Origin of the sequence: Algihabitans albus, from assembly GCF_003572205.1 — a bacterium.
GTDB classification, from domain to species: Bacteria; Pseudomonadota; Alphaproteobacteria; order Kiloniellales; family DSM-21159; genus Algihabitans; species Algihabitans albus.
This window is the reverse complement of record NZ_QXNY01000003.1, coordinates 142,016-167,104: the sequence shown is the minus strand read 5'-3', so window position 1 is coordinate 167,104 and position 25,089 is coordinate 142,016. Positions and strand designations below refer to the sequence as shown.

The following is a 25,089-nucleotide window of genomic DNA, read 5'->3' as shown; positions in this document are numbered from 1 at the left end:
GCGGATGTAGCATCAAAGCGGCGCGGCGCCCAGAGAGTGGGGACCCGGCAGGACAGACCGCACTCTTTGCCGCCATGCCGCGAACGGTCCACGGCGGTACCAAAGGGGTTTCAGCAGAGGTTTCTGTTCGACTCGCCAAGGGAGCGAATCAGCTCGGCCAGGCGGCGGCGCACGATACCGTTTCCGATCCTGTGGAAGGCGCGCACCAACGACAGCGTTTCACGCTCCCCCATAACGTCCGAGAAGCCGGCCTCGCCCTGATCCGCGGCGCTCGCATCAGACGGCCTGCCGGCCTCTATCTCGAAATCCTTGAAGAAGTAGTCGACCGAAACCCGCAGCACTTGGGCCAATTCGTAGAGTCGGCTGGCGACGATCCGATTGGTGCCGCGCTCGTACTTCTGGACCTGCTGGAAGGTGATGCCGACGGATTTGGCAAGTTTATCCTGAGTCAGACCTACAGCCACCCTGCGTTGCCGCAGCCGATGGCCGACGTAAGCGTCAACCGGGTGCGGTGCCCAGGCCGCGGAGTCCCGTGTATCAGCCATAAATCAAGAACCTTCCCACCGTTGCGTTTTGTGGCGCATTCTCGGCAAGGGAAGCCAGGACGATTGGATATCTGCGCCGATTGGTTGAATTATAAATACGCGAACTTACGAAAATCGTAAAGATAATTCGCATTCTCGACGCCGAGGTCTCCCCCAAGATCCTCCATCGTGTCGATACAACTGCCAAGGTTCTGCGGTCAATGCTCTCGTATGCGTTCCTCCAATCGAACCGTCCGCTCGCTTTCGCCCATCGGGGCGGCGCTCTTGAGGCTCCGGAAAACACACTCGCGGCTTTCGCCCATGCCGTGGGGCTTGGTTATCGATACATCGAGACGGATATCCAAGCGACGCGGGACGGAGTTGCAGTCGTCTTTCACGACGACGACTTGGCTCGGCTCGCCGGCCGGCCGCAAAGCGTGAGCGAACTGGACTGGTCCGAACTGCGCCATCTGCGGGTGGCGGGCGAACCGATCCCGCGCTTTGACGAGCTGTTGGCGGCTTGGCCCGAGCTGCGCATCAATCTGGAACCGAAGAGCGATTCGGCCGTCGTCCCCATGGTCGAGGCGATCCGCAATGCGGGGGCTCTCGATCGGGTTTGCGTCGGATGCTTCCAGGAGGCGCGTGTGCGTCGCCTGCGAGAGCTGCTGGGGCCAGCGCTCTGTTGGTCGCCGGGTCCTTTCGGCGTGTTCCGTGTCTGGGCGACCGGTTACGGCCTTCCGCTCGGTGTTCCGGATTGCGGTGCCTTGCAGGTGCCGACGCAGTTTCGCGGTATCCCCCTCGTTACGCGCAATCTGATTCGGGCGGCCCATGCCCGGGATATCCAGGTCCATGTCTGGACCGTCGATGAGCGTGCCGAGATGGAACGGCTGCTGGACCTGGGTGTCGACGGCCTTATGACCGACCGGCCGAGCTTGCTTCGCGACGTCTTGCAGTGCCGTGGTGTCTGGTCGTAAGTGCTGGATCATGACCTTTTGGCTTGTGACCGCCGCTGTTAGCGGCTTCCTCTCCGTGGCGATCGGCGCCTTCGCGGCCCATGGACTGGAGGGTCGTCTGCCGCCGGAAGCCTTGGACTGGCTGGCCACCGGCCTGCGCTATCAGATGCTGCATGTCGCCGGACTCTTGACTGTCGCGCTTCTTGCGGCCCGGGCGCCGGCACGAAGTCTGACGCTCGCCGGCAGCGGCTTTCTGGCCGGAACCGTGGTTTTCAGCGGCCTGCTCTACGTCATGGCTCTGACTGGCACGCGTTGGCTCGGCATGATCGTGCCGATTGGGGGCGTGAGCTTCCTGATCGGCTGGGCCGCCTTGGCCTGCTATGCGCTAACAAGACAGGATCGAGGGATATGAGCGAAGCGACTCCGAAGAGCGACCGGACGCTCGATGCCAAGGGCATGAAGTGCCCTCTACCGGTTTTGCGGGCGCGCAAGGCCATGAAGGAGGTGCCGCCCGGCGGCACGCTGGAAGTGCTGGCTACGGACCCGAGTGCGCCGCAGGACTTCGTCAGCTTCTGCGAGACGACGGGTCACGAACTTCTCGAAAATCGTCAGGACGGCGATCACTTCGTCCTGCGTATCCGGAAGGTGGGGTAGCGGCCTACTCGCCGGGCTGAGGTTCTGCACGATCCGGCAGCCGGGCGGCGGGAGCGGCCGTTCGGCCGCCCTCCAAGGTGCCGACGAGCAGGCTGAGCATCGGCGGCACCACCAGTAGGGTCAGTACCGCCGACATGGAGAGCCCGCCGACGACCACCGATCCCAGCCCGCGATAGAGTTCCGAGCCTGCGCCGGGGAACACCACCAGCGGCAACATGCCGAAGACACTGGTCAGGGTGGACATGAAGATCGGCCGGATTCGGTTGCGAGTCGCGTCCAGGATCGCGGCCTCCGGCGCCATGCCTTCTTCGCGAATCTGCTGCAAGGTCTGGTGAACCAGCAGAATCGCGTTGTTCACCACGATACCGATCAGAATGACGAAGCCGAGCAGAGTCAGCATGTCGAGCGGCTGATAGGTGAAGAGGTTGAGCAGCGCGAGGCCGCCGATGCCGCCGGCCGCGGCCAGCGGAACCGCCAGGAGCATGATGAGCGGGTAGACGAAGCTCTCGAACAGCACGGCCATCACTAGGTAGACGATGACCACCGCCAGCAGCAGATCCCAGATCATCGCGTCCCAGGTCTCGCTCAGCTTGTCGGCCGTTCCCGAGATGGACATGCGGATGTCCGGTGGCAGTCCGGCATCGCGCATTGGCTGAATAACCTCGCGTTCCAACTGCTCCACCGCCGCCTCCAAAGGCAGTCCGGGTCGGGGGCGGATCTCCAGCGTGATGGTGCGCAGCCGCTCGCGATGTCGAATCTCCGTGGGCCCCGCGGTCAGGATCACGTTCGCCAAGGCTTCGGCCGGTAGAATCAGACCGCTGCTGGTGACGACCGGCAGATTGCCGATTCCTTGCGTGGACTCTTCCAGTTGTTTCGGGCCTTCCAGGATCAGATCCATGCGTTCCGTGCCGATCGTGATCTCGGCGACACGCAGGCCGTCGTTGAAGGCATCGAGCGTGTCGGCCAGCTCGCGCGCACTGACGCCTGCGTCGGCCAAGGCCATGCGGTCGGGCAGCACCCTGACCTCCGGCGCGCCCAACTCGAGCCCCGGATTGGGACGAAGCTGGTTGCCCTCGCTGAAGGGGAAGATCTGGGTGACGCGGCCGGCTGCCTCCTGAGCGACCGGTACGATGGTCTCGAGCTCGGCGCCGGAGATATCGAGTTCGATGGTTCGGCCCGAGCCGATGCCCCGGCCGAAGATCGATGGCTGGTTGATGAAGCCGAAGGTCCCGGGTTCGCTGAAGACCGGGCCACGCAGCACCGGGACCAGCTCGCTGGCCTTCTGCGCTTCTTCGGAGATTGCGCCGACGAAGGTCGTCGAGCGGGTCGCGACGAAGAAGAACCGCTCCATCTTCGGCGGCCCCCCCTCGTTGCGTTCCGGGCCGGTCTCCGAAGACCAAAGGTGACGGACCGATCCTTCGATGCCTTCGGCAATGTCGGTTGTGGTGTCGAGATTGTAGCCCGGCGGCGGGATGATGATCCCCAGCACGAGATTGCGGTTGCCCTCCGGCAGGTACTCCAGCTTGGGGAGGAACAGCCAGGCCGCTGCGCCGGCGACCAGGGTCACGGCGCTGACCACGGAGATCGCCATCATGCGGTTCGAGACGACGCGCCGCTGAAACCCGACGATGGCGCGAACGAAGCCATCGGCGAAGCTGTCGATCACCGGCAGGCGCATCCGGGTGACGGAGGACTGTTCGCCCTGCTTGGCGCCGAAGCCGAACAGCCAGTTCGAGAGCGCTGGAATGACGGTGATGGAGACGACGAGAGACAACAGCACGGACACCGAGATAGCGACCGCGATGTCGCGGAAGAGCTGGCCGACCTCCAGATCCATGATCAGGACGGGGATAAAGACCATGACCGTGGTCAAGGCGGAGACCAACACGGCTCCCCAGACCTGCGAAGCGCCCTTGTAGGCGGCCTCGGCCGGGCGCAGACCGCGCTCGCGCAAGCGGTAGATGTTCTCCAGCACCACGATGGCCGCATCGACCACCATGCCGATCGCGAAGGCCAGTCCGGCCAGGGAAATGACGTTGATCGAGCGCCCCAAGGCCGCCATCGCGACGAAGGCGCCGATGACCGAAACCGGAATGGCCAGCGAGATGATCAGCGTCGCCCGGCCGGACCTCAGAAAAATCAGAAGCAGTAGCGCCGCCAAGCTGCCGCCGATGTAGATGTTCTGGTTAACCAGGTCGATCGCGGAGTTGATGTAGACCGTTTCGTCGTAGACTTGGCGGAGTTCGAGGCCGGCGTTCGGCACCTGGAAGGCGCGCAAGTCGTCCAGCGCCAACCGGATGCCCTCCATGGTCTCGATCACGTTGGCGCCCGTCTCGCGCACCGCGTTCATCGCCAGGGCGGCCTGGCCGTTCATGCGAATGCGGGCGGTCGGTTCGGTATAGCCGAACTGGACGATGGCGATATCGGCCACGGTAACGCGTCCGACCCCGGCCAGACCGTCGCCCTCGGAGCGCAAGACCACGTCGCCCACCGACTGCACGGTATCGAGCTCGCCCTCCGTGCGGACCACGTAGCGGCGCTTTCCCTCTTCGACGTCGCCGGCCGATACACTGGCGTTCGCGGCGCGCAATGTGGCGACCACGTCCGTCACCGTCAGCTGATAGCGCGCCAGCAACTCCGGTTCGACGATCACCTCGATTTGCCGCTCGCTGCCGCCGAAGACGTTGATGTTCGCGACGCCGGACACTCGCTCAAGGCGGTCGATGATAACGTCGTCGACAAAGTCGCCGTAGGTATGGATCGGCTGTTCGTTGCCGGGCAGGCGAACGATGTTGAACCAGGCGATCGGATTGTCGTCGCTGCCAGAGGTATCGATCGTCGGCTCGTCGACTTCCTCGGGATAGTCGGAGACGCGGTCGAGCCGGTTGGCCACCAGCAGCAGTGCCCGATCCATGTTGGTCGAGATCGCGAACTCCAGGCTGACTCGCGCCCGGCCGGTTTCCGCCCGCGAGGTGATCGTGTCCAGACCCTCCAGGCCCTTCAGAGCATCCTCTTGGCGATTGACGATTTCGCGCTCGACCTCGACGGGTGCGGCGCCTGGCCAGACCGTCTGCACCGTGATCACGGGGCGGTTCACGTCTGGGGCGAGCTGGATCGGAATCGCCTGCAGCGCCACCCAGCCGAACATCACAACCATAATGACGGCCGCGATGACGGCGGTCGGGCGTTCGATGGCGAGGCGGATGAGATTCATGGCCGCGCCGAACTCCGCCTAGCCCTGGTTATCGGTCTGGGCGGTATTGGGGGCTGACTGCGGTCCGCCCTCGGCGTCGAGGTTGACCGGGATCACAGCCTGGCCGTCGCGCAGTCTCTCGTTACCGCGCACCACCACCAGGTCGCCGACCTGCAGCCCCTCCAAGACCTCGAAGCGATTGCCCACCGCGACCCCGAGATCGACGTCGCGCAGGTTGGCCTGGCCTTCCTCGAACACGAAGATCTGCTGGCCACCTCCCCCTCGCGGCAAGATGGCGTCCTTCGCGACACTCACGATTTCGCGGGCCGTGCCGACCGGGACCTGCACGGTCACGCTCTGCCCGGGGGCCAGGGGCGTATCGACGCTTCCGAACTGCGGCAGCAGACGGACCGGGCGCGTACGCGTACGTGGATCCTCGTTGGGAATCACGGCACGTACGACCGCAGTGTGCATCGAACGATCGGCCAGTTGCACGTTGACCTGTGTACCTGGCGTAAGGCCACCCAAGCGCATGAAGGGAACTTCCACCTCGATTTCCAGCTCCGTGACCGCGACCAGCGAAACGACCGGCTCGCCCGTTCGCAGGTAGGCGCCGGCCTCGCTGTGCCGCTCGGTCACCACGCCGGCGTAGGGCGCGCGCACCTCGGCGTAGTAAACGTTGAGTTCGGCCAATTCCAGTTCCGCGCCGGCCGAGGCGACGGCGCTTTCGGCCTCATTCAGTTCGGCGCGGGCGATAGCGACGGTCTGACGCTGGTCGTCGTAGCGAGCCTGGCTGAAGGCCGCCGAGCTGCGCAGACCCTCGATGCGGCGCATCTCTTGTTCGGCCAGGGTGATGCCGGCGCGACGGGTGGCGATCAACGCCTCCGCCTCGCTCAACTGGGCCGCTGCCAGCTCGCGTTGCGCCGCCAGGACCGCATCGTCGATCAAGGCCAGCGGCTGGCCGTCGTTCACCCTGTCGCCGACCTCGACCAGATATTCCGCGACCGCGCCATCGATCCGCGTCGCCACGGGGCCCGCCTTGCGGGCCACGACCCGCCCGATGGCTGGCGCAGTCTGCGACAAAGGCGCGCGCACCACCTCATCGACATGCACTGGCGAGGCTGGCGGACCGCCTTGCGCCGCTGCGGAAGGCATGAATGGACCGCCCGCGACGGCGAAGCCGAGCAACAGTGGAAGGGCAAGAACGCTCTTTCGTACCCTTACGCTCACGTTGACTCTCCTTGCCTCGGCCTCCTCGGCCTCGGCATAAAAAAAGGCCGAGCTTGCGCGCCCAGCTTCGCATGCTAGAGCAAACGGTGCCGTCGTCACGCACCGGCAGGCTGTCTGCTAATTTATACGCAGAGTACCGGGTGATACTCCCTCGCGCCAGACTTCAAGTCGGCGGCAAAGAAGGTCGGATCGGGCGGAAGACCGGGAATCGGCTGCCTGAAATCACGGGTGGGGCTACTCGGACCAGGGCTGAAAGTGCTTTGAGAGGGTGAGACCCTGGGCATGGTAGGATGAACCGATGCCGGCGCCATAGAGTTGGTCCGGCGGTGCGACCAAGCGGTCGTAGACCAGACGGCCGACCGGTTGACCGTCTTCGAGCATGAAGGGAACTTCGTGGCTGCGCACCTCCAAGACGGCGCGCGTTCCCTTGTCCTGGATGAGAGACTCGGCCTCCCAGCCGAACCCGGGGTCGAAGAAGCCGGCATAGTGGACCCGGAACTCCCCGACCTGGACATCGTAGGCAACCATCTCGGCGGCATGAGTCGGCGGGATGCGCACCGCCTCGCTCGAGGCCAGAATATAAAATTCGTTCGGGTCCAGGATCAGGCGATTGCCGCGACTGGCCGAGATCGGATCCCAGAATTCCCTCGGGTCGTAGTGGCCGATCCTTGCGACGTCGATCACATCGGCGTGACGCTTGGCCCGAAAGCCGATCAGGCCCTCGCTGCCTAGGCCGCCTGCCCGGCCGGTGAGGTCCACCGTAAACATCAAACCGCGATCGATCACCGCTTCCGCTTCGTCGCCGATCAGTCCGACCTCGGCATGGAGCCGGGCGAGAGCGGCATCCCGGACACCCGGTGAGCCGCGGATCAGCCGGAGCTGGTTCAGGGCAGTGCCCCTCTGCACCAGGATGGAAAAGGCGTTCGGCGCGATTTCCGCGTAGAGCGGCCCCTCGTAGCCTTCAGGCACCTTGTCGAAAGAGGTTGCACCGTCGCAGATCAGTCGCGTGAAGACGTTGAGCCGGCCGGTCGAGGACTTCGGATTGGCGATGCCGGCGATCCGGCTGGACAAGGTCAAGCGCTCCATCAAGGGAACGATGTAGACGCACCCGACCTCGAGGACGGCTCCGGCAGTGAGGTCGATCCTGTGCATCGACAGGTCGTCGACCAGCTCGGCCACTGCGCGGCCCTTGCCGGGCAGGAAGCTGGCCCGCACTCGATAGGCCACGGAGCCGAGTTGGAGGTCGAGGCTGGCCGGTTGAACCTGGGCCAGCAGATCGGCTTCGCAGTCGGCGTCCGCCGCCGCGATCTCGCCGGTTGCGATCAGCTCGCGGATCGCCTGAGCCGGTAAGATACCGGCGCCGCGCGGCGTGGACTGCGACGATGCTGCTGTAGTGGCCTCGGCCATGTGGAACTCTTTCTCCTCCGACTGCGGTCCCCTGTAGCAGCCCGGCAGAGTCGTCACAATCGGGCTGTCACGAGCCGTGCGAAACGAGGTTTGTTTCGCCGCACGACCATCGCGTAAGCTGCTGCGAAAGAACGCGATCGAATACGCGGAAAAGGCGGCATCCCACCTCATGACCACCCTCTTATACAGCCATCCGATCTGTGCCGAGCATGACACGGGCCCCGGTCACCCTGAGCGGCCTGCTCGTTTGCAGGCCGTTCTCAGTGCCCTCGACGATCCTCTGTTCGAGTCACTTGAGCGGCGGGAAGCACCCTTGGCCGATCGCGCGCAGATCGAGCTGGTGCATCCGCCGGAGTACGTCGAAGCTGTCTTTGCCGCGGTCCCAGCCAGCGGTACGGCGCATCTGGATGGCGATACGGTCGTCTCCGCGGCCTCCGGCGAGGCGGCCCTGCGCGCGGCAGGCGCCGTCACGGCGGCGGTGGATGCGGTGATGGCCGGAGAGGCGGACAACGCTTTCTGCGCGATCCGCCCGCCCGGTCATCACGCGGAGCCCGATCGCGCCATGGGCTTCTGCGTCTTTTCGAACGCCGCCATCGGCGCCCTTCACGCGCGCACGGCCCACAGGGTGCACCGGATCGCCGTCGTCGATTTCGACGTACACCATGGCAACGGCACTCAGGCCGCTTTCTGGAACGACCCGGACCTGATGCTGTTCTGCAGTCATCAGATGCCGCTCTATCCGGGCAGCGGCACGGCCAGCGAGCGCGGCGCCCACGGCAATATCGTCAATATCCCGCTGGCGCCCGGCGCCGGCTCCGAAGAGTTCCGGGAGATCTACCGCAAGGTGGTGATTCCCCGATTGCGGGCCTTCGACCCCGATTTCGTCATCGTTTCAGCCGGGTTCGATGCACATTATGCGGACCCTCTGGCCGGGTTGAATTTCACCGAGGAAGACTTCGCCTGGGCCACCACGGAGATTCTCCACGTGGCGGAGCATGCGGCGCGGGGCCGGGTCGTTTCGACGCTAGAGGGCGGTTACGACCTCGAGGGTTTGGCGCGCTCCGCCGCCGCGCATGTGACGGCGCTGATGGAAGCGGGCCCGAAGTAACTTAGCCGCCGTAGCAAAGCGCGGCGTTCTCGGATGCTTCGGCGCCCCGTGTTTCGGTGGTGCGGAGGCAAGCCAGCAGCGGTTCGTCGATCCCGGCGCGCCAGACCTTGGTCGGCAGGACCAGCGCCGGTTCGCCGTTATCCCTATACCAGCCGTCAAGCACGTAGCTTTGTCCGCTCGCCTCTTCGTGCAGGCTCGCGGCGTAGTGCGGCCAGCTATCGATGAAGTTGCCCCGCTGTACCGGCAGGCCCGGCGTGTGGTAGCGCAGCAAGTCCTCTGCCGCGAGCAATCGGGCCAGTTGGGTCATGTTCACGGCTTCATCGATGCAGTCGAGCTGCCCCTTGCTGCCGAAGCCGGCGAAGGTTCTCGCCTCGTCGCCGCCGGTATCGGTGTGCTGCCCGGCGATCGTTTCGAAGGTCGCCGCGGCCTCGGCCAACCGCCGCCGCTCATCTTCCGGACCGACCGGCGGCGGTTCGAAGTGCCCGGCGATTGCCTGCCATTCCGAAGACGAAAAGCCGAAAGTGTGCCGTTCGGCGCAACCATGGCCGCTGCAGTAGACCAGCGAGTCCGGAGCGGGTGTGTCTGGAGCCACCCGTTCCAGCACGGTCTGCCCATAGCGTGCCGACAGATCTCCGGCGCAGGCGGTCAGCAGCAGCGCGGCAGCGAGACAGATTAAACTCTGGAACGCCCTCACTCTTTACTCTCCTTCGTCCCGCTGCTTTTGAGCGGCAGCCCTCGAATTGGCTCTGAATTGACACTTTACGCGCCACGTCCGGCCAAGGCCAATCTCGCAGACAGCAGCGCGCTCCACGTGCTACAGACTGCGACCGGTAAAACAGCGTTGAAACAAAGTATAGACAGAGGACCGATGGCCGAAGCTGCCGGACAGCAGGCACCCCAGGTGCCAAGCGAGATAGCTCAGATGTCCTTCGAGGAGGCGCTGGAAGAGCTGCGCCAGATCGTAAGCCGGTTGGAGTCGGGCGAAGGTCAGCTCGATCAAGCCATCGATGCTTACGAGCGTGGAGCGCACCTGAAGGCCCATTGCGAAGCGAAGTTGCGAGAGGCTCAGGCCAAGATCGAGATGATCGCGCTGGGTCCGGACGGAGCAGCGCGCGGCGAGCCTTTCGAGGGAAGCTGAGCCGCCGCGACGCCGCATCCGGTGAGATGCGGAACGAGGCGTTGGTGCGGAAAAGGGTCGAAACGACGCGCGTGTTAGATAGAATCCATAAAACACGCGGGCTTGACCTTTTTCTTACGAAGTCGGACCTTTCTCGCTTGTCCGCCGTCGCGTCTTCGATGGCGCCGGGGGAATAGAAAAGAAAAGAGGACGAGCGTGAGCGTGTCAGGCGAGAGCAAGACCCCGTTGCTGGATCAGGTTCCCACCCCGGCCGAGTTGCGAGAGTTGAACGAAAGCCAACTTCGTCAGCTCGCGGACGAACTCCGCATCGAGATGATCGACGCCGTCTCCCACACCGGTGGCCACTTGGGCGCCGGTCTCGGGGTCGTGGAGCTGACGGTCGCGCTGCACTATGTCTTCAACACGCCCGACGATAAGCTGATCTGGGACGTGAGCCATCAGTGCTACCCGCATAAAATCCTGACCGGACGGCGCGACAGGATCCGCACTCTACGCCAGACCGGAGGGCTCTCGGGTTTCACCAACCGAACCGAAAGTGAATACGACCCCTTCGGAGCGGCGCATTCCTCGACCTCGATTTCCGCCGGTCTGGGCTACGCTGTGGCGCGTGACTACAAGGGCGCCAGGAACCATGTGATTTCGGTGATCGGGGACGGCGCCATGTCGGCCGGCATGGCCTACGAGGCGATGAATAATGCCGGAGCCCGCGACACGCGTCTGGTCGTGATCCTCAACGACAACGACATGTCCATCGCGCCGCCCGCCGGCGCCATGAGCAGCTATCTGTCGCAGATCGTCAGCTCAAAGTCGTTCCAGTCGGTCCGCCACTGGGGCAAGCATCTGGCCGAGCGGCTGCCCCGCGGACTTCAGGCGACCGCCAAGCGGGCCGAAGAGTACGCGCGTACACTGGTGACCGGGGGTACGCTGTTCGAGGAGTTGGGCTTCTTCTACATCGGGCCGCTCGACGGTCATAACCTGGAGCATCTGATCCCGGTTCTGAAGAACGTCCGCGATACCGACTTCGCCGGCCCCGTGCTGATCCATGCCGTAACCCAGAAGGGCAAGGGCTATGCGCCGGCCGAAGCGGCGGCCGACAAGTACCACGGCGTTGCCAAGTTCGACGTCATCACGGGCAAGCAGGCCAAGCCCCAGCCCAAGGCGCCAGCCTATACCTCAGTTTTCGCCGACGCCCTGATCAAGGAGGCCGAGGACAACGACAAGGTGGTGGCTGTGACTGCGGCCATGCCCTCGGGAACCGGCCTCAACAAGTTCGGCGATCGTTTCCCCGACCGCACCTTCGATGTCGGAATCGCCGAACAGCATGCCGTCACTTTCTGTGCTGGCCTGGCTTGCGAAGGTTTCGTGCCTTTCGCGGCGATCTATTCCACCTTCCTGCAGCGTGCCTACGACCAGGTGGTGCACGACGTTGCGATCCAGAAGCTGCCCGTGCGCTTCGTGCTCGACCGTGCCGGCATGGTTGGGGCGGACGGCGTGACCCATCAGGGCTCTTACGACATCGCCTATCTGGGGTGCTTGCCCGATTTCGTGTTGATGGGGGCCTCCGACGAGGCGGAACTGATGCACATGGTCGCGACTCAGGTGGCCATCGACGATCGCCCCTCGGCCTTGCGCTACCCACGCGGAGAAGGCATCGGCGTGCCCTTGCCGGAGCGCGGCACGCCGCTGCAGATCGGCAAGGGCCGGATCGTCAAGGAAGGCACCAAGGTTGCGATCCTCAGCTACGGCACGCGCCTGAAGGACGCTCTGACCGCCGCCGACGAACTGGCCGCCAAGGGGCTCAGCACGACCGTAGCCGATGCGCGTTTCGCCAAGCCGCTGGACGAAGACCTGCTGCGGCGCCTGGCCAGCGAGCACGAGGTGCTGATCACCATCGAGGAAGGCGCGGTCGGCGGCTTCGCCAGCTACTGCTTCCATTCACTGGCACGTCAGGGGATCCTGGAATCCGGTGTGAAGGTGCGCCCCATGTGCCTGCCGGACCGTTTCATCGATCATGGCAAGCCCGACGAGCAGATGGCTTGGGCCGGCCTCGCCGCCTCCGACATCGTCGCCACGGCGCTGACCGCGCTCGGCTACAACGATACGGAAGTTCGCCCGGCTAGGGCGTAGCACACACCGGGCGACGCCGCCCGCCTCGCGTCGGGGCGATTGCGGCAAATGGTGCCTGCGCCGCCCGTCTCAGAGGCTCCTGCTCTGGCGTTCGACCGCATAGCAGCCCTGCCACGCCTCCGTCTTTCGACCCGGCGTTGATTCGCCCATAGTCTCAGGTCCCATGACCGTCGCGGCGTCCACTCCCTCGCCGGCTGCGCCTGAACGCGCGGCCGGCCTTGGCCCCTGGCTTTTCGAAGCCAGGGCCATGGTGAAGCTCGCCTTGCCGCTGATCGCCGGCCAGCTCGGTCTGATCGCCATGTCGGTCACCGACGTTCTGATGATCGCGCCGCTCGGTCCAACGCATCTGGCGGCGGGCTCACTGGCCTTCATGCTTTACTTCAACATCTGGCTCTTTTGTCTGGGCGTCCTGATCGCCTCGGCCTCCTTGGCCAGCCAGGCGCGCGGCGCGCGCAACTTCAAGGGTGTGCGCCGCTCGATCCGGCAGGGTTTCTGGGTTGCGATCACGCTGGTGCCGCCGGCCGCGCTGGCGCTCTGGTTCGGCGGCGATCTGCTCTTGCTGACGGGGCAGGACCCGAAGGTTGTGGCGTTGGCCGAGCCTTACTTGCGCGCCATCGTCTGGAGTCTGCCTTTCAGTTTTGGTTTTCTGGTATTGCGTTTCTTCGTGTCGGCGCTCTCGCGCCCCAATACCGTGATGATCGGCCTGATCGCCGGCGCGGTCGTCAACGTGCCCTTGGACTACCTCCTGATCCACGGGGCGCTGGGCGTTCCGGCCTTGGGAATCGCCGGTGCGGCCTGGGCGACATCTTTGATCTGGGTCGGTCTCTTCGCGTGGCTGGTCGCGGTTGTGCTGCGCGATCGGGAGTTTCGCCGCTATCACGTCTTCGTCCGTTTCTGGCGGCCCGACTGGCAGCGCTATCGGGAGATCTGGCGGATCGGCCTGCCTGTCGGCGTCACTTTGATCGCCGAAAGCGGTTTGTTCGGCGCCTGTCAGCTGCTGATGGGGCTGATCGGAACTTTGGAACTGGCAGCCCATGCAGTGGCCATTCAGGTCGCGTCGGTGGCCTTCATGGTGCCGCTGGGCATCGGTCAGGCCGCACAGGTTCGGGTCGGTCAGCGCTTCGGAGCCGGCGACCGCGCAGGCGTGCGGCGGGCCGGCTGGATGGCTATGCTGCTGGCGGGTGTCACCACCGGTGCCGCCGCGCTCGTCATGTGGTTCGCGCCGGAGGCCATCGTCGGACTGTTTCTGGAGTCCGGCAGCCCGATCGATGGACCGGTCTTCGTTCTGGCCGTCAACTTCCTGCTGGTTGCCGCGGTCTTCCAACTGGTCGACGGTGCGCAGGTCGCCATGGTGTCCTCTCTGCGGGGGCTCTCGGACACGGCCTGGCCGCTGGTCATTGCCGTCCTCAGCTACTGGGTCGTGGGATTCGGTGCGGCCTGGGTCTTCGCCTTTCCGTTGGGGCTGGACGGGGTCGGCGTCTGGATGGGCCTGGCTGTCGGGCTGGCGGCCGCCGCCGTCGGGCTGACGCTCCGCTTCGTTCTGCGGGAGCGACTTGGCTTGCTGGACCGGCCGGCCGCAGCATGAAGCAGCGCGCCGACCGTCTACTGGTGACGCGCGGACTGGTGGAAAGCCGCACCCGCGCTCAGGCGCTGATCGCCGCAGGTCTGGTGCTTTGCGATGGACGACCGCTGGTCAAGGCCAGCCAGGGCCTGGAGGAGACGGCGGACCTGATCGTCACCGGCCGCGACCACCCCTGGGTGTCCCGTGGCGGTGTTAAGCTGGCGGCCGCTCTCGATGTCTTCGATCTCGATCCGGCGGGCCTCGTCTGCCTGGATCTCGGTGCCTCGACTGGCGGGTTCGTCGACGTTCTGCTCAGCCGCGCGGCTGCGAAGGTCTATGCGGTCGATGTCGGTCGAGGGCAACTCAGCCCCCGACTGTCCGCCGACCCGCGCGTCGTATCCCTGGAGCGAACCGACGCCCGGGCGCTGACCAGAGCGTTGATTCCCGAGCCAATCGACTTGCTGAGCGCAGATCTAAGCTTCATTTCCCTGACGCTCGGCCTGCCGGCGGCGCTCCCGCTGGTCGCCCCGGGAGGCCGTCTCGCGGCGTTGGTCAAGCCACAGTTCGAGGCAGGTCCCGCTGCGATCGGTAAAGGCGGCATCCTACGCGACCCGACGGTTCGCTCGGCCGCCGTCGTCAAGGTCCGCGACTGGCTTGCCGCACAGGCTGACTGGACCGTAGAGCAACTCGTCGACAGTCCGATTTCGGGGAGCGACGGCAACCGCGAGTCCCTGCTTTCGGCTAGAAAATCTCTCTGACTCGAGACTGCCGTCCTGTTCTTACTGTTCCAAGGCCGGTGCGACCCGCATCTGTGGGCCCTGCGCCTCGAACGCCCCGATCATTCGCAAAACCGGCTCAAGACGGTCGACTACCTGCGCGAGTCGGACCAGTGTCGTCGCATCGGCCTGCAGACCGGCGAGGTCCCGAAGGAAACGTTGGAAGCGCGGTTCCTGAGGAAACTCGACAAGCAGCACCTCGGTCTCGGGGGCGATCCCGGCAACTTCCTTCGCGGCCGCGACGGCAACGGTCAGGCCGCCCAGCGCGTCGACAAGTCCGTTCTCCGCCGCATCGGCGCCAGTGAAGACGCGACCGCCGGCGATATCACGCACGGCGGCGACCTCGAGGCCCCGTCCCTCGGCCACGGTTTCCAGGAAGTCCTCGTAGACCGCGCTCAGGCCGGTCTGCAGTTTCTGCCATTGGTCCGGGGTGAAGTTGCGGTTAGCGCTCCAGTAGGCTGCATTGCTGCCAGCCTGGACGCCATCCCAATTGATCTCCAGGTCGTTCCACAGGTCTGCGAGCACGAATTTGCCGGAGACGACTCCGATCGAGCCGGTCACGGTGCCGGGCTGCGCGACGATGCGGTCAGCCCCGGCTGCAACGAAGTAACCGCCCGAGGCCGCCAGGCTGGCCATGGAGATCACCACTGGCTTGCCGGTAGCGCGTACCTGGGCGACGGCCCGCCAGATCGCGTCGGAGGCTGCATAGGACCCGCCTGGGCTATCCACGCGGAAGACGACAGCTTCGACGGCCGGGTCCTCGGCGGCGGCCATCAGAGCCTCGACGATCCGGCCGGATTGCATATCCGGTCCGGCGAAGGGGCTGCGGCCTTCGTTGTGCCCCAGAACGACCGGGCCGATGCCGTAGATTAAGGCGACGGTCGGCGCGTCCGCTGACGTCTCCGGTTGCTCGCGCTGGTTCACGTAGCGCTGGAAACTCACGCGTTCGACATGCGTCTCGGCCAGGCCGCGGATTTCGTCGAGATAGGCGAGACGGTCGACGAGTCCCGCTTCCAGAGCCTGGGCAGGCAGGTAAGGCCCATTGTCGATCAGCCGTCTGGCTTCGGGCAGGCCGATGCCGCGGTGATCCGCGATGGCCTCTGCCAGCTGCTCGCGCCAGGAGGCCAGGAGGCGGTCCAGGTTGCTGCGCACCGCCGGCGACATGGCGTCGCGGGTCAGAGGATCGACCGCTCCCTTGTATTCCTCGCGTTGGCCGAAGCGCCCGGTGATGCCCAAGCCAGCCAGCGCTTCGCGCATGTAGGGCTGCTCCAGCAGGAAACCGGTCAGGTCGAGGCCGCCGGAGGGCTGCAGCCAGATCTCGTCGATCGCCGTGGCGAGGTAGTAGTGCAGGGTGCCGTTCCCGGCTTCGCCAAAGCTCTCCGCAAAACCGAAGACGAGCTTGTCTTCGGCGCGGAAGGCGATCAGCGCATCTCGCAATTCCTGCACTTGAGCGATGTTGAGCTCGCCCGCGCCCAAGCGAAGCAGTATGCCCTCGACGCCGGGATCCTGCCCGGCATCCTCGATTGCCTCGATCAGGTCGGCGAGCTGCCAGGGCCCGCCGAAGGCCGCTGCGGAGAAACCACCGTCCTGCCGCTCGACGACGCCGGGCGAGAGATCGAGCTCCAGCATCATGGACTCGGGCAGGGCCTGCTCGGCGGTTCGAAAGCCGATCCTTTCGTCGAAGGTTTCGGCCGCTTCGCGCCATGCGAAGACGCCGACCAGCACCACGACCACCAACAGCAGTCCGACACTGGCCAGCAGGCCGACGATGGATTTCAGCAGAAAGAGGATGATGCGGATCACGCCGCTGCCCTCCGGTCTAGTGTTGAGGCGGATGGCTTCGGGGTTAGCCCTGACGCGAAACGGCATGATATTCCGAATTGGGCATCATATCCGTACCGGAAGCCACGCGGTTCGACATGTTGAAGAAGCCGATCACGGCACAGAGGTCGAAGACGTCTTCATCTGACAGGCCTGCGTCGAACAGGCGTCGTCTGTCGGCGTCCTCCATCAGGTGTGGTGTTTCGGTGAGCTTGCAAGCGAAGTCAAGCAAGGCACGTTGTCGCTCGCTTAGCTCGGCGACACGATAGTTCATCACCAGCATCTCGCCCAGCTGCGGATCGCCCGACAGTTCGCGAACCGCCGCTCCATGAGCAACCAGGCAGTAGTAACAACGGTTTACGTTGGAGACGACCACCGCGATCATTTCGCGCTCCAGCTTGGTCAGACCGGACTCGCCCAGCATCAGCTCGTTGTACATCCGTCCAAAAGCGCGCAGCTTTTCGGGCCTTAGCGCATAGGCCTGCAGCACATAGGGCACGAAGCCTAGCTTCTCCCGGCACTTCTGGAAGTAGGTTTGCAGGTCTTCCTCGAGCTCGGACTCCTTCGGCACCGGCAGCTTCATGACATGATCGGGTTGCGGCATGGCCTTCCTCCTTGTTGGCGCCTATGGTGCGGCGCTCCTTGCTCTTCGGCCCACGGCCTTGGTGGTAGCCTCTTTGGGGCGCCTTTGGCCAGAGCCCGCGAGACCTCGTCACCCAGGTTTCACCGACCGGCGTTCAACAACCAAGTTTTACCGGCAAGAGGTTCCAAGTGCGACGACGTGTTCGTCCCGGCGGCGGACGCCAAATCGATGTGAGCGTGGCCGAGCTCGGTGCACGCGGCGATGGCGTGGCGAAGACGGGGGAGGGGCTGGTGTTCGTCCCGCTCTCGGCGCCCGGCGACTTTCTGCGTCTGCGCGTGACGGGCGAGAAGAAGGGTGGCGCGCTGCTCGGTGAGATCCTGGAAATTCTGGAAGAAGGCCCGGACAGGATCGACCCCCCATGTCCGCATTTCGGTCCCTGTGGCGGTTGCCAGGTCCAGCATCTGCAGGCCGATTTCTATCACCGCTGGAAGCAGCTTCTGGTGGGCACGCATTTGTCGCGTCAGGGATTGGATCCGGCGGTCGTGAGGCCGCTGGTGCAGATCGCGCCTGGTTGCCGCCGTCGCGCGGTCTTCGCGGCGCGTCGCCGTGGCAGGCGTCTGCAGCTTGGTTTTCATGAAGCCCGCAGCCATAACCTGGTCGACCTGACAACGTGCTTGCTGGTAACGCCGACTCTTCTGAACCTGCTGGAGCCGCTTCGCGCTGTCCTGGCGCTATGGCTGCCCGAGGGCGGCGAGGCCGAGGCGACGCTGGTCGATACGGAAACGGGGCTGGATCTGCTGGTCGAGACGGACGTTGCGCCCGATCTGGAAACACGCGAGGCCCTGGCGGATTTCGCCGAAACTCGGGACTTGGCCCGTCTGTCGTGGCGTCTTCGAGGCGGCTTGTCGGAGCCCTTGGCGCTGCGCCGCCTGCCCGTCTTGAGCTTCGGCCGCGCTCAGGTCACCCCTCCGCCGGGGGCATTTCTGCAACCCAGTCGCGAAGGGGAGGCGGCCTTGATCGACTTGGTCCGTTCGGCGATCCCGGACTCCGCGCTTCGCGTCGCCGACCTCTATGCCGGACTTGGAACCTTCGCTTTTGCCTTGGCCGACCGGGCCCGTATCCTGGCCTATGAAGGCGATGCCGAAGCCCTGGCGGCTCTCGACACGGCAGCCCGTCAACCGTCGCTGCAGGGGCGAGTGGCTGGAGAACGCCGTGATCTCGGCCGCCAGCCGCTACGCAGCGAGGAGTTGAACGTCTTCGATGCTATCGTCTTCGATCCGCCGCGCGCCGGTGCCCCGGCTCAGGTCGCCCACATTTCGGCAAGCGATGTCCCGACGGTGGTGGCGGTTTCCTGCAATCCGGCCAGCTTTGCCCGCGATGCCAGGCTTCTGGTGGATGGCGGGTACCGATTGGAGCAAATTACACCTGTGGATCAGTTCCCCTGGTCGAGCCATCTGGAACTGGTCGCCGTCTTTTTGCGGTGACGCAGGTCGATAGGTCGCGAAGGGCCTTCTCGGCGATCCGATCTGACGTGGAAAGAAACAGGCTCGGCAGCGTCGAAGCCGCCCGCTCGGTGCAGGGCGCTTCGACTGTCGCGTCGGCTCGCAGTCGCGCTTCGTCGGACCCTCGGAAAACCGACAACCCACGTTCGTAGCGTAGCGCGAGATCAGTCGGCGATTGCTCGAAAATCCTCACATTCAAATCAGGCCATTAACCTTAACTGTTAATGGTTAATGACCTGATTTACTTATAGTTAATTTTTCGCTAACGTATCCAAAGGGAGTTGAAGTAAGTCGCGATTTTCCGGGCAAGAACTCAACTGGGGAACGAAAAATGTCGAGCGCTGCTGCTGGGAAGATAGCCGGTTCGGATCTGCGGCAGCCCTCCGGTTTCAGTGTGGAATGGACGAAGGCCTGCAGCCCGGCCAGTCGGCGAAGTACCCTTCCGAGCCGTGACCCGATGCGCGTCGGCGACTACATGATCGCCCGCATCGGACCGGAGGAAGCCGGCCTTATCCCCGATGGATTTCGGCGGGTCTATGGTGAAGACTACCTCTCCAGTGCTGTCTACGACACCGCAGCCATAGCCGCAGCGCTCAACAGCGGGGAACAGATCTCCTTCCTGGCGCGGCATCGAAGCGGCGACTTCGCTGGACATATTGCGCTCCGCCGCTCGGCACCGAACGGTAATATTTACGAAATCAGCCAGGGAATCGTCGTTGCCGACCACCGCAAAGCCGGCATTTTCCGAGACATCTTCGATGCGGCGCTGGACCTGGCCGAGGCCGATCCGGCTTGCGAGGCGCTGTTCGGGACGGCGCTTACGAACCACAAGATTTCTCAGCGTGTTCTCTCGGCGGCCGGTCTGCGCGATGTCGGTTTCGAGATCGATTACGTTCCGCAGCGGATGCTGGCCCGCGAAGGGGCAGCTGGGCCGATTGCCACCGTGGTGCAGTATCGCTCCTTCGGCAGAGGTCCTGTGAGCCCCGCCTATGTCTCTCCCGAGCTGGCGGGCTGGGTTTGGCGGCTGCTCGCGACTGCGGGCGAAGATGGGCCGGCTTTGCCAGTGGTGAAGCCTCAGCTGACTCGCCGCGCCACTCTGGGCGAAGAGACGGATATGCCGCGCTTTGACATGGCACGTTTGACCTTGGAAGAAGCTGGCGAGGACCTGCCGGATCTCCTGGATGACTTTGAGCGGCGGGCCAGCGCTGCCGGTCGGCGTACCGCCCAGATTCTGGTCGGACTCGATCGACCTCAAGCGGCGGGCGCGTTGGAGCGGTTGCGGCACCTCGGCTATGCCTTCAGCGGTCTCTTGCCGCGTTATCTGCCCGGAAGCACGCATGGCGCCCTGTTATACAAGAGCTTCGATCGGCCGAATTTCGAAGATATACAACCCTTTACCGAGCAAGCACGCGAACTTCTGTCGGATGTTGTGCTAGATTGGAAGTCGGTGGCGAGGCTCGACCAGCCGGCCCACGAGAACCTGCCGGTCGGGGTTCCTGCCAGTCGTGGAATGTATTCTCTTCCTTAGCGTATCGGTTAACCGGGTTTCGAGCTTCAGGAGCCTCTGCGATAAAGCGGCGGCTCCGTTCCTGCGGCAGTACTGGGCAAGACCGTGAGCGGGCTTCGAGGCGCGGCCTTGATCGCAGCTGCGGGAGTCGGTGTCTCCATCGGTGCGACCACGGTGGCGTCGAAGTTCGTTGTCGCCGATGTCGGACCGACCGGGCTGACCTTTCTACGTTATGCGATCGCGCTCGTTTGCTTGCTTCCCTTCGCAGCGCTCTCGTCCTGGCGACGCTTGTCCTTCGGCGACATCTCTGCGATTGCCGCCTTGGGCGTGGCGCAGTTCGCTATCTTGGCGGGCCTGTTCCATTTTAGTCTGCTCTATATTCCGGCGGGCCGGGCTGCGGTCATCTTCGCCACGATACCTTTGCTCACGATGGGAATCGCGATCGCCCTCCGGCGGGAACCGCGCAGTTTTCTGAAGGCTCTGGCCGTTTCCGCCTGCGTGGTCGGGGTGGCCGTGGCGATTGGTGAGCGCGATATCCTGACCCACCCGCGCGCCTGGATCGGCGATTTGGCCGCTTTCGGCGCGGCCCTCACGGGTGCGGTCTGCAATGTCCTCTACGGGACCTATACACGGCGTCACGGCGCTCGAACGGTTAGCGCTCTCTCTATGGCGCCGGCGGTGATCGTGTTGTTGCCCGCCTTGATACTTTTCGAAGGCTGGCCGTCGGTCTGGTCCGAATTGGCCGCGCCCATCTGGGCTGTCATCTTTCTTACCGGTGTTGCCAGCGCGGCTGGGTTTCTTCTGCTGACTTGGGCTCTGGCGCACACCTCGGCCAGCGACGTTGCCGCCTTCTTCTCGCTCGGCCCGATCGTCGCCACGACGCTTGGCGTCTGGTTGTTGGACGAGTCCATAACCCTGCAGTTCCTGCTCGGCGTCGCGCTGGTGTCGTCGGGGCTGTGGGTCGCGTTGAAAGCCAAATAGATCCTGGCGGCTTGGGCGAGCGCTAGCTTTCCCCGGCCAGGCGTGTGAGGCTCTCGCCAGTAATCAGGAAGACATTCTTGTCGAGAACGCGGAGGCCGGGCAGCGACTTGTAGAAGCGGATGGCTTGTCGATTGAAACGATCCACCGTCCACACCAGTCGTGTCCAGTCGCGCTTCACCGCGATGTCTGCCATCTCCGCCATCAAGGCCCGTCCGATGCCGTTGCCTCGCGCGGACGCCGTGACGTAGATCTCCTTGAGGAACAGCGCCAGCTCGCAATCGGTCGTCCAGAACACTGGTGCGTAGATGGCAAAGCCGACCGGCAGGCCGTCGCGCTCGGCCACCAAGGCCTCGAAACCCGGTTGCTGATCGATCCGTCGTCGCAGTCGCTCCGACATTTCGACGGCCGGCAAAGGTTGCGGATCGCCGTAGAAAGCGAAGGCCTCCATCAGTAGCGCCGCCAACCCGCCGCAGTCTGCCGCTTCCGCACGGCGGATTGCGGCGGCCGGATCGACGTCGCTCACAGACCGATCTGAGCGCGATGCCGCAGCAGGTGATCCGCCAGCACCAGCGCCATCATCGCTTCGCCGACCGGAATGGCACGAATGCCGACGCAGGGATCGTGACGTCCCTTGGTCACGATCTCCGCATCCTGACCGAAGCGGTCGACGGTGCGCTTCGGCTTGAGGATCGAACTGGTCGGCTTGACGGCGAAACGCACCACGAGAGGCTGGCCGGTCGAAAGACCGCCGAGAACGCCGCCCGCGTGATTGGACAGGAAGGAGATCCGTCCTTTCTGCATACGCATCTCGTCCGCGTTGTCTTCTCCGGACAGGCGTGCCGCCGCGAAGCCGTCACCGATCTCCACGCCCTTGACGGCATTGATCGACATCATCGCCTTGGCGAGATCGGCATCCAGCTTGTCGTAGACCGGTTCGCCCAGGCCGGCCGGGAAACCCTCAGCCACCACTTCGACGACGGCCCCCAGCGAAGAGCCGTTCCTACGCGCCGCATCCAGCTGCGCGGCCCAGCGCTCGGCCGCGCTCGGATCGGGGCAAAAGAAGGGATTGGCTTCGAGCTGCGCCCAGTCCCAGTTCGCCCGATCGACGATATCGCCGCCCATCTCAACCAGAGCCGCGCGAATGGCGATTCCGTCCAGCAGGTGGTCCAGCACCTGACGCGCCACTGCGCCGGCGGCGACCCGCATCGCGGTTTCCCGCGCACTGGAGCGTCCGCCGCCGCGGTAGTCGCGGATGCCGTATTTGGTCCAGTAGGTGTAGTCGGCATGGCCGGGCCGGAACTTGTCGGCGATCTCGCTGTAGTCCTTGGACCGCTGGTCGGCGTTCTGGATCTCAAGGGCAATGGGCGTACCGGTCGTCGCGCCTTCGAAAGTGCCCGAGAGAATGCGCACCAGATCGTCTTCGCGCCGCTGTGTGGTGTAGCGCGACTGACCCGGCTTGCGGCGATCGAGGTCGGGCTGTATGTCCGCTTCGCTGAGCGGTATCCGCGGCGGAACGCCGTCGATCGTGCAGCCGATAGAGGGCCCGTGGCTCTCGCCCCAGGTCACGATCCGAAAGGCTTGGCCGAAGGCGTTACCTGCCACGTCGCTGCAACCTCTCTAGACCCGGGCCTCAGCCCTGACTCTTGAAGCCTTCGAGCAGATCGCGAATCTGCGGTGCTGCCTCGACGGCCATCATGCCGACCGTATGATAGCCGGAATCCACGTGGTGGATCTCGCCCGTGACCCCACCCGAAAGACTCGACAACATGTAAAGCGCTGCACCGCCGACCTGTTCCTGGGTGACGTTGCGGCGCAGTGGCGAATTGTACTCGTTCCATTTCAGAATATAGCGGAAATCGCCAATGCCCGAGGCAGCTAGAGTCTTGATGGGACCGGCGGAGATGGCGTTCACGCGGATCCCCGATCCTCCCAGGTCTGAGGCCAGATAGCGGACTGAGGCTTCGAGCGCGGCCTTGGCCACGCCCATGACGTTGTAGTGCGGCATCACGCGCTCGGCACCATAGTAGCTGAGCGTCAGCAGGCTGCCGCCGTCCGACATCAAGGGGGCAGCACGCTGGGCGATGGCGGTGAAGGAATAGCAGGAGATGTCGAGCGACTTGACGAAGTTATCGCGCGTGGTCGCCAGATACTTACCCTTTAGCTCTTCCTTGTCGGCATAGGCGATGGCGTGGACCAGGAAGTCGATCTGACCCCATTTTTCCTCGAGGACCGTGAAAACGGAATCGATCGAGGCGTCGTCGCTGACGTCGCAAGGCAGCACCAGATCGCTGCCGGCACTGGCAGCTAGTGGGCGCACGCGCTTCTCCAGCGCCTCGCCCTGGTAGGTAAAGGCCAATTCCGCGCCCTGGGCGCGTACGGCCTGGGCTATACCCCAGGCAATGGAGCGATCGTTGGCGACCCCCATGACAAGACCGCGTTTGCCGCTCATTAACGCAGGCGAATCCGACATGCTCTTCCCGATACTGGATGCCCGATTGCGGAGCCGTTGCAGGCACTACATCGGCTGGAATGAAATGGCCGCCGACGGCGGGTCCGAGTCGGCCCCGCAGCCCAGCGGCGGCGCATCCTACACTATGGCACTTACAGGTCAAAGGCGGGCGAACCAGCCGATTCGCCCGGCCTCGAAGCCGCTTTTCCCGCCGGGAATTCCGTGGCGCGGGACTTCGGCCGTTGCGCTATGCTCTCTGTCACGATGGCCGTAACCGCGCAAAAGCCACCGACAGGGCCGCAGCAATCCTTGGCGCCTCCGAAAGTCCTGCGCGCGAGGCTCGTTGCCTTCAACTTCGTGCGTTTTGTGGTCTTGCGGTTCTTGGGGGACGACGGCTTCCGTCTGGCGGCCGGGCTCAGCTACACCTCGCTCTTGGCCTTGGTGCCGTTGATCGCCATCGCACTCGCCATTCTGGCCGCTTTTCCCGCCTTCGACGCGGCGCGGGACCAATTGCGCGAGGCTGCCTATGCCATCTTCCCGCCTGGCAGCGGGGTCGATATCGGCGACTACTACGACGAGTTTCTCGAGAATGCATCGAGGCTGACGGGACCGGGCGTGATCGGCCTGGCGCTGACCGCCGTGCTATTGCTCAGCAATATCGACGCGGTGCTGAGCAAGATCTTCCGTGAAGCACAACCGCGCAGCGCCACCCTGAGGTTTCTGATCTACTGGGCGATGCTGACCCTGGGCCCGATGCTGATCGGCGCCTCTTTCTCTCTCTCATCCTACGTTTACGCTTTGGCGCAGATGGAACTGGTCGGCGGCCTGACCGGCGGTGCCATCGTGGCGTCCCGTTTCGTCGCAATCATTCTGGCCACCCTTGGTTTCGGGGTGATCTACCTCGTGGTGCCGCATCGCCGTGTCGCCGTGCGGCATGCCCTTGCAGGCGGATTGGCGGCGGCACTTCTGCTCGAACTGCTGAAGTACAGCTTTGGCCTCTACATTGTGAATTTCCCAACCTACGAAGCTCTTTATGGGGCCTTGGCGGCGCTTCCGATCTTTCTCCTCTGGCTCTATCTGGCTTGGACCGTTGTTTTGCTGGGGGCCGAAACGGCAGCAGCCCTGCCCGAGTGGCGCTACAGCGATTCGCCAAGTGCAATTCTTATGGATCCCGGGGAGAAACTGGCGCTCGGCCTCGCCGTGCTGGAACGCCTCAAGGCCGCGGGGGAAGAAGGACGGCGGCTTTCGCAAGGGCGGCTTCACCGTGGCTTGCCGGCAACCCCTGCCGAGGTGGATCTGCTGATTTCCCAGCTGAGGAAGGCCGGTATCCTGGAACGCGCCAACCGAAGCCGCATTTTGCTCGCGCGTGACTTGCGTCACTTGAGTTTCGGCGATTTGCAGCAAGCTCTGAAGATCGAGCCGAGCCCGAAACGCCGCTGGCCCGGTGCCGCCGGTCGTGCGGCTCAACGCTGGGCCGACCACAGCCGCGATCTTGCCGTCATCTCCGTGGCCGAGGTGCTGGAGGCGATGGATGAGGACAGCCAACCGCCCGAGGACGCCGAGGATCGATAGAAT

22 protein-coding genes are annotated in these 25,089 nt (G+C 64.5%); 12 read left to right on the top strand and 10 right to left on the bottom strand.

What is annotated here, in order from left to right; translation table 11 throughout:
* Positions 1–110 precede the first annotated feature (110 nt).
* Entirely contained in the window at positions 111–545 is a 435-nt protein-coding gene (locus tag DBZ32_RS07520; RefSeq protein ID WP_119166529.1) for a helix-turn-helix domain-containing protein, read from the bottom strand.
* A gap of 200 nt (positions 546–745) precedes the next feature.
* On the opposite strand from DBZ32_RS07520, the gene DBZ32_RS07515 reads away from it, so the two are divergent.
* Genes DBZ32_RS07515 through DBZ32_RS07505 form a run of 3 tightly spaced genes read left to right on the top strand, consistent with a single transcriptional unit; the run spans position 746 to position 2,131 of the window.
* A complete protein-coding gene (locus DBZ32_RS07515; RefSeq protein WP_119166528.1) occupies positions 746–1,498 on the top strand; it encodes a glycerophosphodiester phosphodiesterase in 753 nt (250 codons plus the stop codon).
* A gap of 10 nt (positions 1,499–1,508) precedes the next feature.
* Positions 1,509–1,889 (top strand): DUF423 domain-containing protein, encoded by a 381-nt coding sequence (locus DBZ32_RS07510; RefSeq protein ID WP_208539142.1) that lies wholly within the window; start codon positions 1,509–1,511, stop codon positions 1,887–1,889.
* Positions 1,886–2,131 carry a sulfurtransferase TusA family protein gene (locus DBZ32_RS07505; RefSeq protein ID WP_119166527.1) on the top strand — a complete coding sequence of 82 codons (246 nt, stop codon included), beginning with the start codon at positions 1,886–1,888 and terminating at the stop codon, positions 2,129–2,131. Before DBZ32_RS07510 ends, DBZ32_RS07505 begins: the two co-directional genes overlap by 4 nt.
* A 4-nt stretch (positions 2,132–2,135) precedes the next feature.
* Here DBZ32_RS07505 and DBZ32_RS07500 read toward each other — a convergent pair whose 3' ends face one another.
* The 3 genes from DBZ32_RS07500 to DBZ32_RS07490 form a co-directional block, all read right to left on the bottom strand.
* Entirely contained in the window at positions 2,136–5,345 is a 3,210-nt protein-coding gene (locus DBZ32_RS07500) for an efflux RND transporter permease subunit (protein ID WP_119166526.1), read from the bottom strand.
* An 18-nt stretch (positions 5,346–5,363) separates the two neighbouring features.
* Positions 5,364–6,554, bottom strand: coding sequence for an efflux RND transporter periplasmic adaptor subunit (locus DBZ32_RS07495; RefSeq protein WP_162906623.1), 1,191 nt, complete (start codon positions 6,552–6,554; stop codon positions 5,364–5,366).
* Between the two features lie 234 nt (positions 6,555–6,788).
* Entirely contained in the window at positions 6,789–7,961 is a 1,173-nt protein-coding gene (locus tag DBZ32_RS07490) for a 2'-deoxycytidine 5'-triphosphate deaminase (RefSeq protein ID WP_119166524.1), read from the bottom strand.
* 169 nt (positions 7,962–8,130) lie between these two features.
* Here DBZ32_RS07490 and DBZ32_RS07485 point away from each other — a divergent pair, with 169 nt between their 5' ends.
* On the top strand, positions 8,131–9,069 hold the full coding sequence (locus DBZ32_RS07485; protein WP_119166523.1) for a histone deacetylase family protein: 939 nt from the start codon (positions 8,131–8,133) through the stop codon (positions 9,067–9,069).
* A 1-nt stretch (position 9,070) separates the two neighbouring features.
* Here the strand turns inward: DBZ32_RS07485 and DBZ32_RS07480 are convergent, their stop codons facing one another.
* On the bottom strand, positions 9,071–9,763 hold the full coding sequence (locus DBZ32_RS07480; protein ID WP_119166522.1) for a hypothetical protein: 693 nt from the start codon (positions 9,761–9,763) through the stop codon (positions 9,071–9,073).
* 174 nt (positions 9,764–9,937) lie between these two features.
* Between DBZ32_RS07480 and DBZ32_RS07475 the strand changes: the two genes are divergently transcribed.
* From DBZ32_RS07475 to DBZ32_RS07460, 4 genes are all read left to right on the top strand, one after another.
* Positions 9,938–10,207, top strand: a complete 270-nt coding sequence (locus tag DBZ32_RS07475; RefSeq protein WP_119166521.1) for an exodeoxyribonuclease VII small subunit — start codon at positions 9,938–9,940, stop codon at positions 10,205–10,207.
* 201 nt (positions 10,208–10,408) lie between these two features.
* Positions 10,409–12,334, top strand: a complete 1,926-nt coding sequence (gene dxs / locus DBZ32_RS07470) for a 1-deoxy-D-xylulose-5-phosphate synthase (protein WP_119166993.1) — start codon at positions 10,409–10,411, stop codon at positions 12,332–12,334.
* Between the two features lie 163 nt (positions 12,335–12,497).
* On the top strand, positions 12,498–13,919 hold the full coding sequence (locus tag DBZ32_RS07465; RefSeq protein ID WP_119166520.1) for an MATE family efflux transporter: 1,422 nt from the start codon (positions 12,498–12,500) through the stop codon (positions 13,917–13,919).
* Positions 13,916–14,653 carry a TlyA family RNA methyltransferase gene (locus DBZ32_RS07460; protein WP_119166519.1) on the top strand — a complete coding sequence of 246 codons (738 nt, stop codon included), beginning with the start codon at positions 13,916–13,918 and terminating at the stop codon, positions 14,651–14,653. Before DBZ32_RS07465 ends, DBZ32_RS07460 begins: the two co-directional genes overlap by 4 nt.
* A 21-nt stretch (positions 14,654–14,674) precedes the next feature.
* Here DBZ32_RS07460 and sppA read toward each other — a convergent pair whose 3' ends face one another.
* On the bottom strand, positions 14,675–16,474 hold the full coding sequence (sppA, locus tag DBZ32_RS07455) for a signal peptide peptidase SppA (RefSeq protein ID WP_162906621.1): 1,800 nt from the start codon (positions 16,472–16,474) through the stop codon (positions 14,675–14,677).
* Between the two features lie 43 nt (positions 16,475–16,517).
* Positions 16,518–17,096 (bottom strand): peroxidase-related enzyme, encoded by a 579-nt coding sequence (locus DBZ32_RS07450; protein WP_119166517.1) that lies wholly within the window; start codon positions 17,094–17,096, stop codon positions 16,518–16,520.
* Between the two features lie 167 nt (positions 17,097–17,263).
* Here DBZ32_RS07450 and DBZ32_RS07445 point away from each other — a divergent pair, with 167 nt between their 5' ends.
* The 3 genes from DBZ32_RS07445 to DBZ32_RS07435 all read left to right on the top strand — a co-directional run bounded on the left by DBZ32_RS07445 (position 17,264) and on the right by DBZ32_RS07435 (position 21,065).
* Positions 17,264–18,559, top strand: coding sequence for a class I SAM-dependent RNA methyltransferase (locus DBZ32_RS07445; protein WP_119166516.1), 1,296 nt, complete (start codon positions 17,264–17,266; stop codon positions 18,557–18,559).
* A 475-nt stretch (positions 18,560–19,034) separates the two neighbouring features.
* The gene (locus DBZ32_RS07440) at positions 19,035–20,105 is read left to right on the top strand and encodes a hypothetical protein (RefSeq protein ID WP_119166515.1); all 1,071 of its coding nucleotides are present in this window, start codon (positions 19,035–19,037) and stop codon (positions 20,103–20,105) included.
* A gap of 84 nt (positions 20,106–20,189) precedes the next feature.
* Positions 20,190–21,065, top strand: coding sequence for a DMT family transporter (locus DBZ32_RS07435; RefSeq protein WP_119166514.1), 876 nt, complete (start codon positions 20,190–20,192; stop codon positions 21,063–21,065).
* A 22-nt stretch (positions 21,066–21,087) separates the two neighbouring features.
* Here DBZ32_RS07435 and DBZ32_RS07430 read toward each other — a convergent pair whose 3' ends face one another.
* Genes DBZ32_RS07430 through fabI form a run of 3 tightly spaced genes read right to left on the bottom strand, consistent with a single transcriptional unit; the run spans position 21,088 to position 23,535 of the window.
* Positions 21,088–21,588 (bottom strand): GNAT family N-acetyltransferase, encoded by a 501-nt coding sequence (locus DBZ32_RS07430; RefSeq protein ID WP_119166513.1) that lies wholly within the window; start codon positions 21,586–21,588, stop codon positions 21,088–21,090.
* On the bottom strand, positions 21,585–22,667 hold the full coding sequence (gene aroC / locus DBZ32_RS07425) for a chorismate synthase (RefSeq protein WP_119166512.1): 1,083 nt from the start codon (positions 22,665–22,667) through the stop codon (positions 21,585–21,587). The genes DBZ32_RS07430 and aroC overlap by 4 nt, the downstream gene beginning before the upstream one ends.
* 28 nt (positions 22,668–22,695) lie before the next feature.
* Positions 22,696–23,535 carry an enoyl-ACP reductase FabI gene (gene fabI, locus DBZ32_RS07420; protein ID WP_119166511.1) on the bottom strand — a complete coding sequence of 280 codons (840 nt, stop codon included), beginning with the start codon at positions 23,533–23,535 and terminating at the stop codon, positions 22,696–22,698.
* 288 nt (positions 23,536–23,823) lie between these two features.
* Here fabI and DBZ32_RS07415 point away from each other — a divergent pair, with 288 nt between their 5' ends.
* Complete coding sequence (locus tag DBZ32_RS07415; protein WP_162906620.1) at positions 23,824–25,086, top strand: YihY family inner membrane protein; 1,263 nt, start codon at positions 23,824–23,826, stop codon at positions 25,084–25,086.
* Positions 25,087–25,089 lie beyond the last annotated feature (3 nt).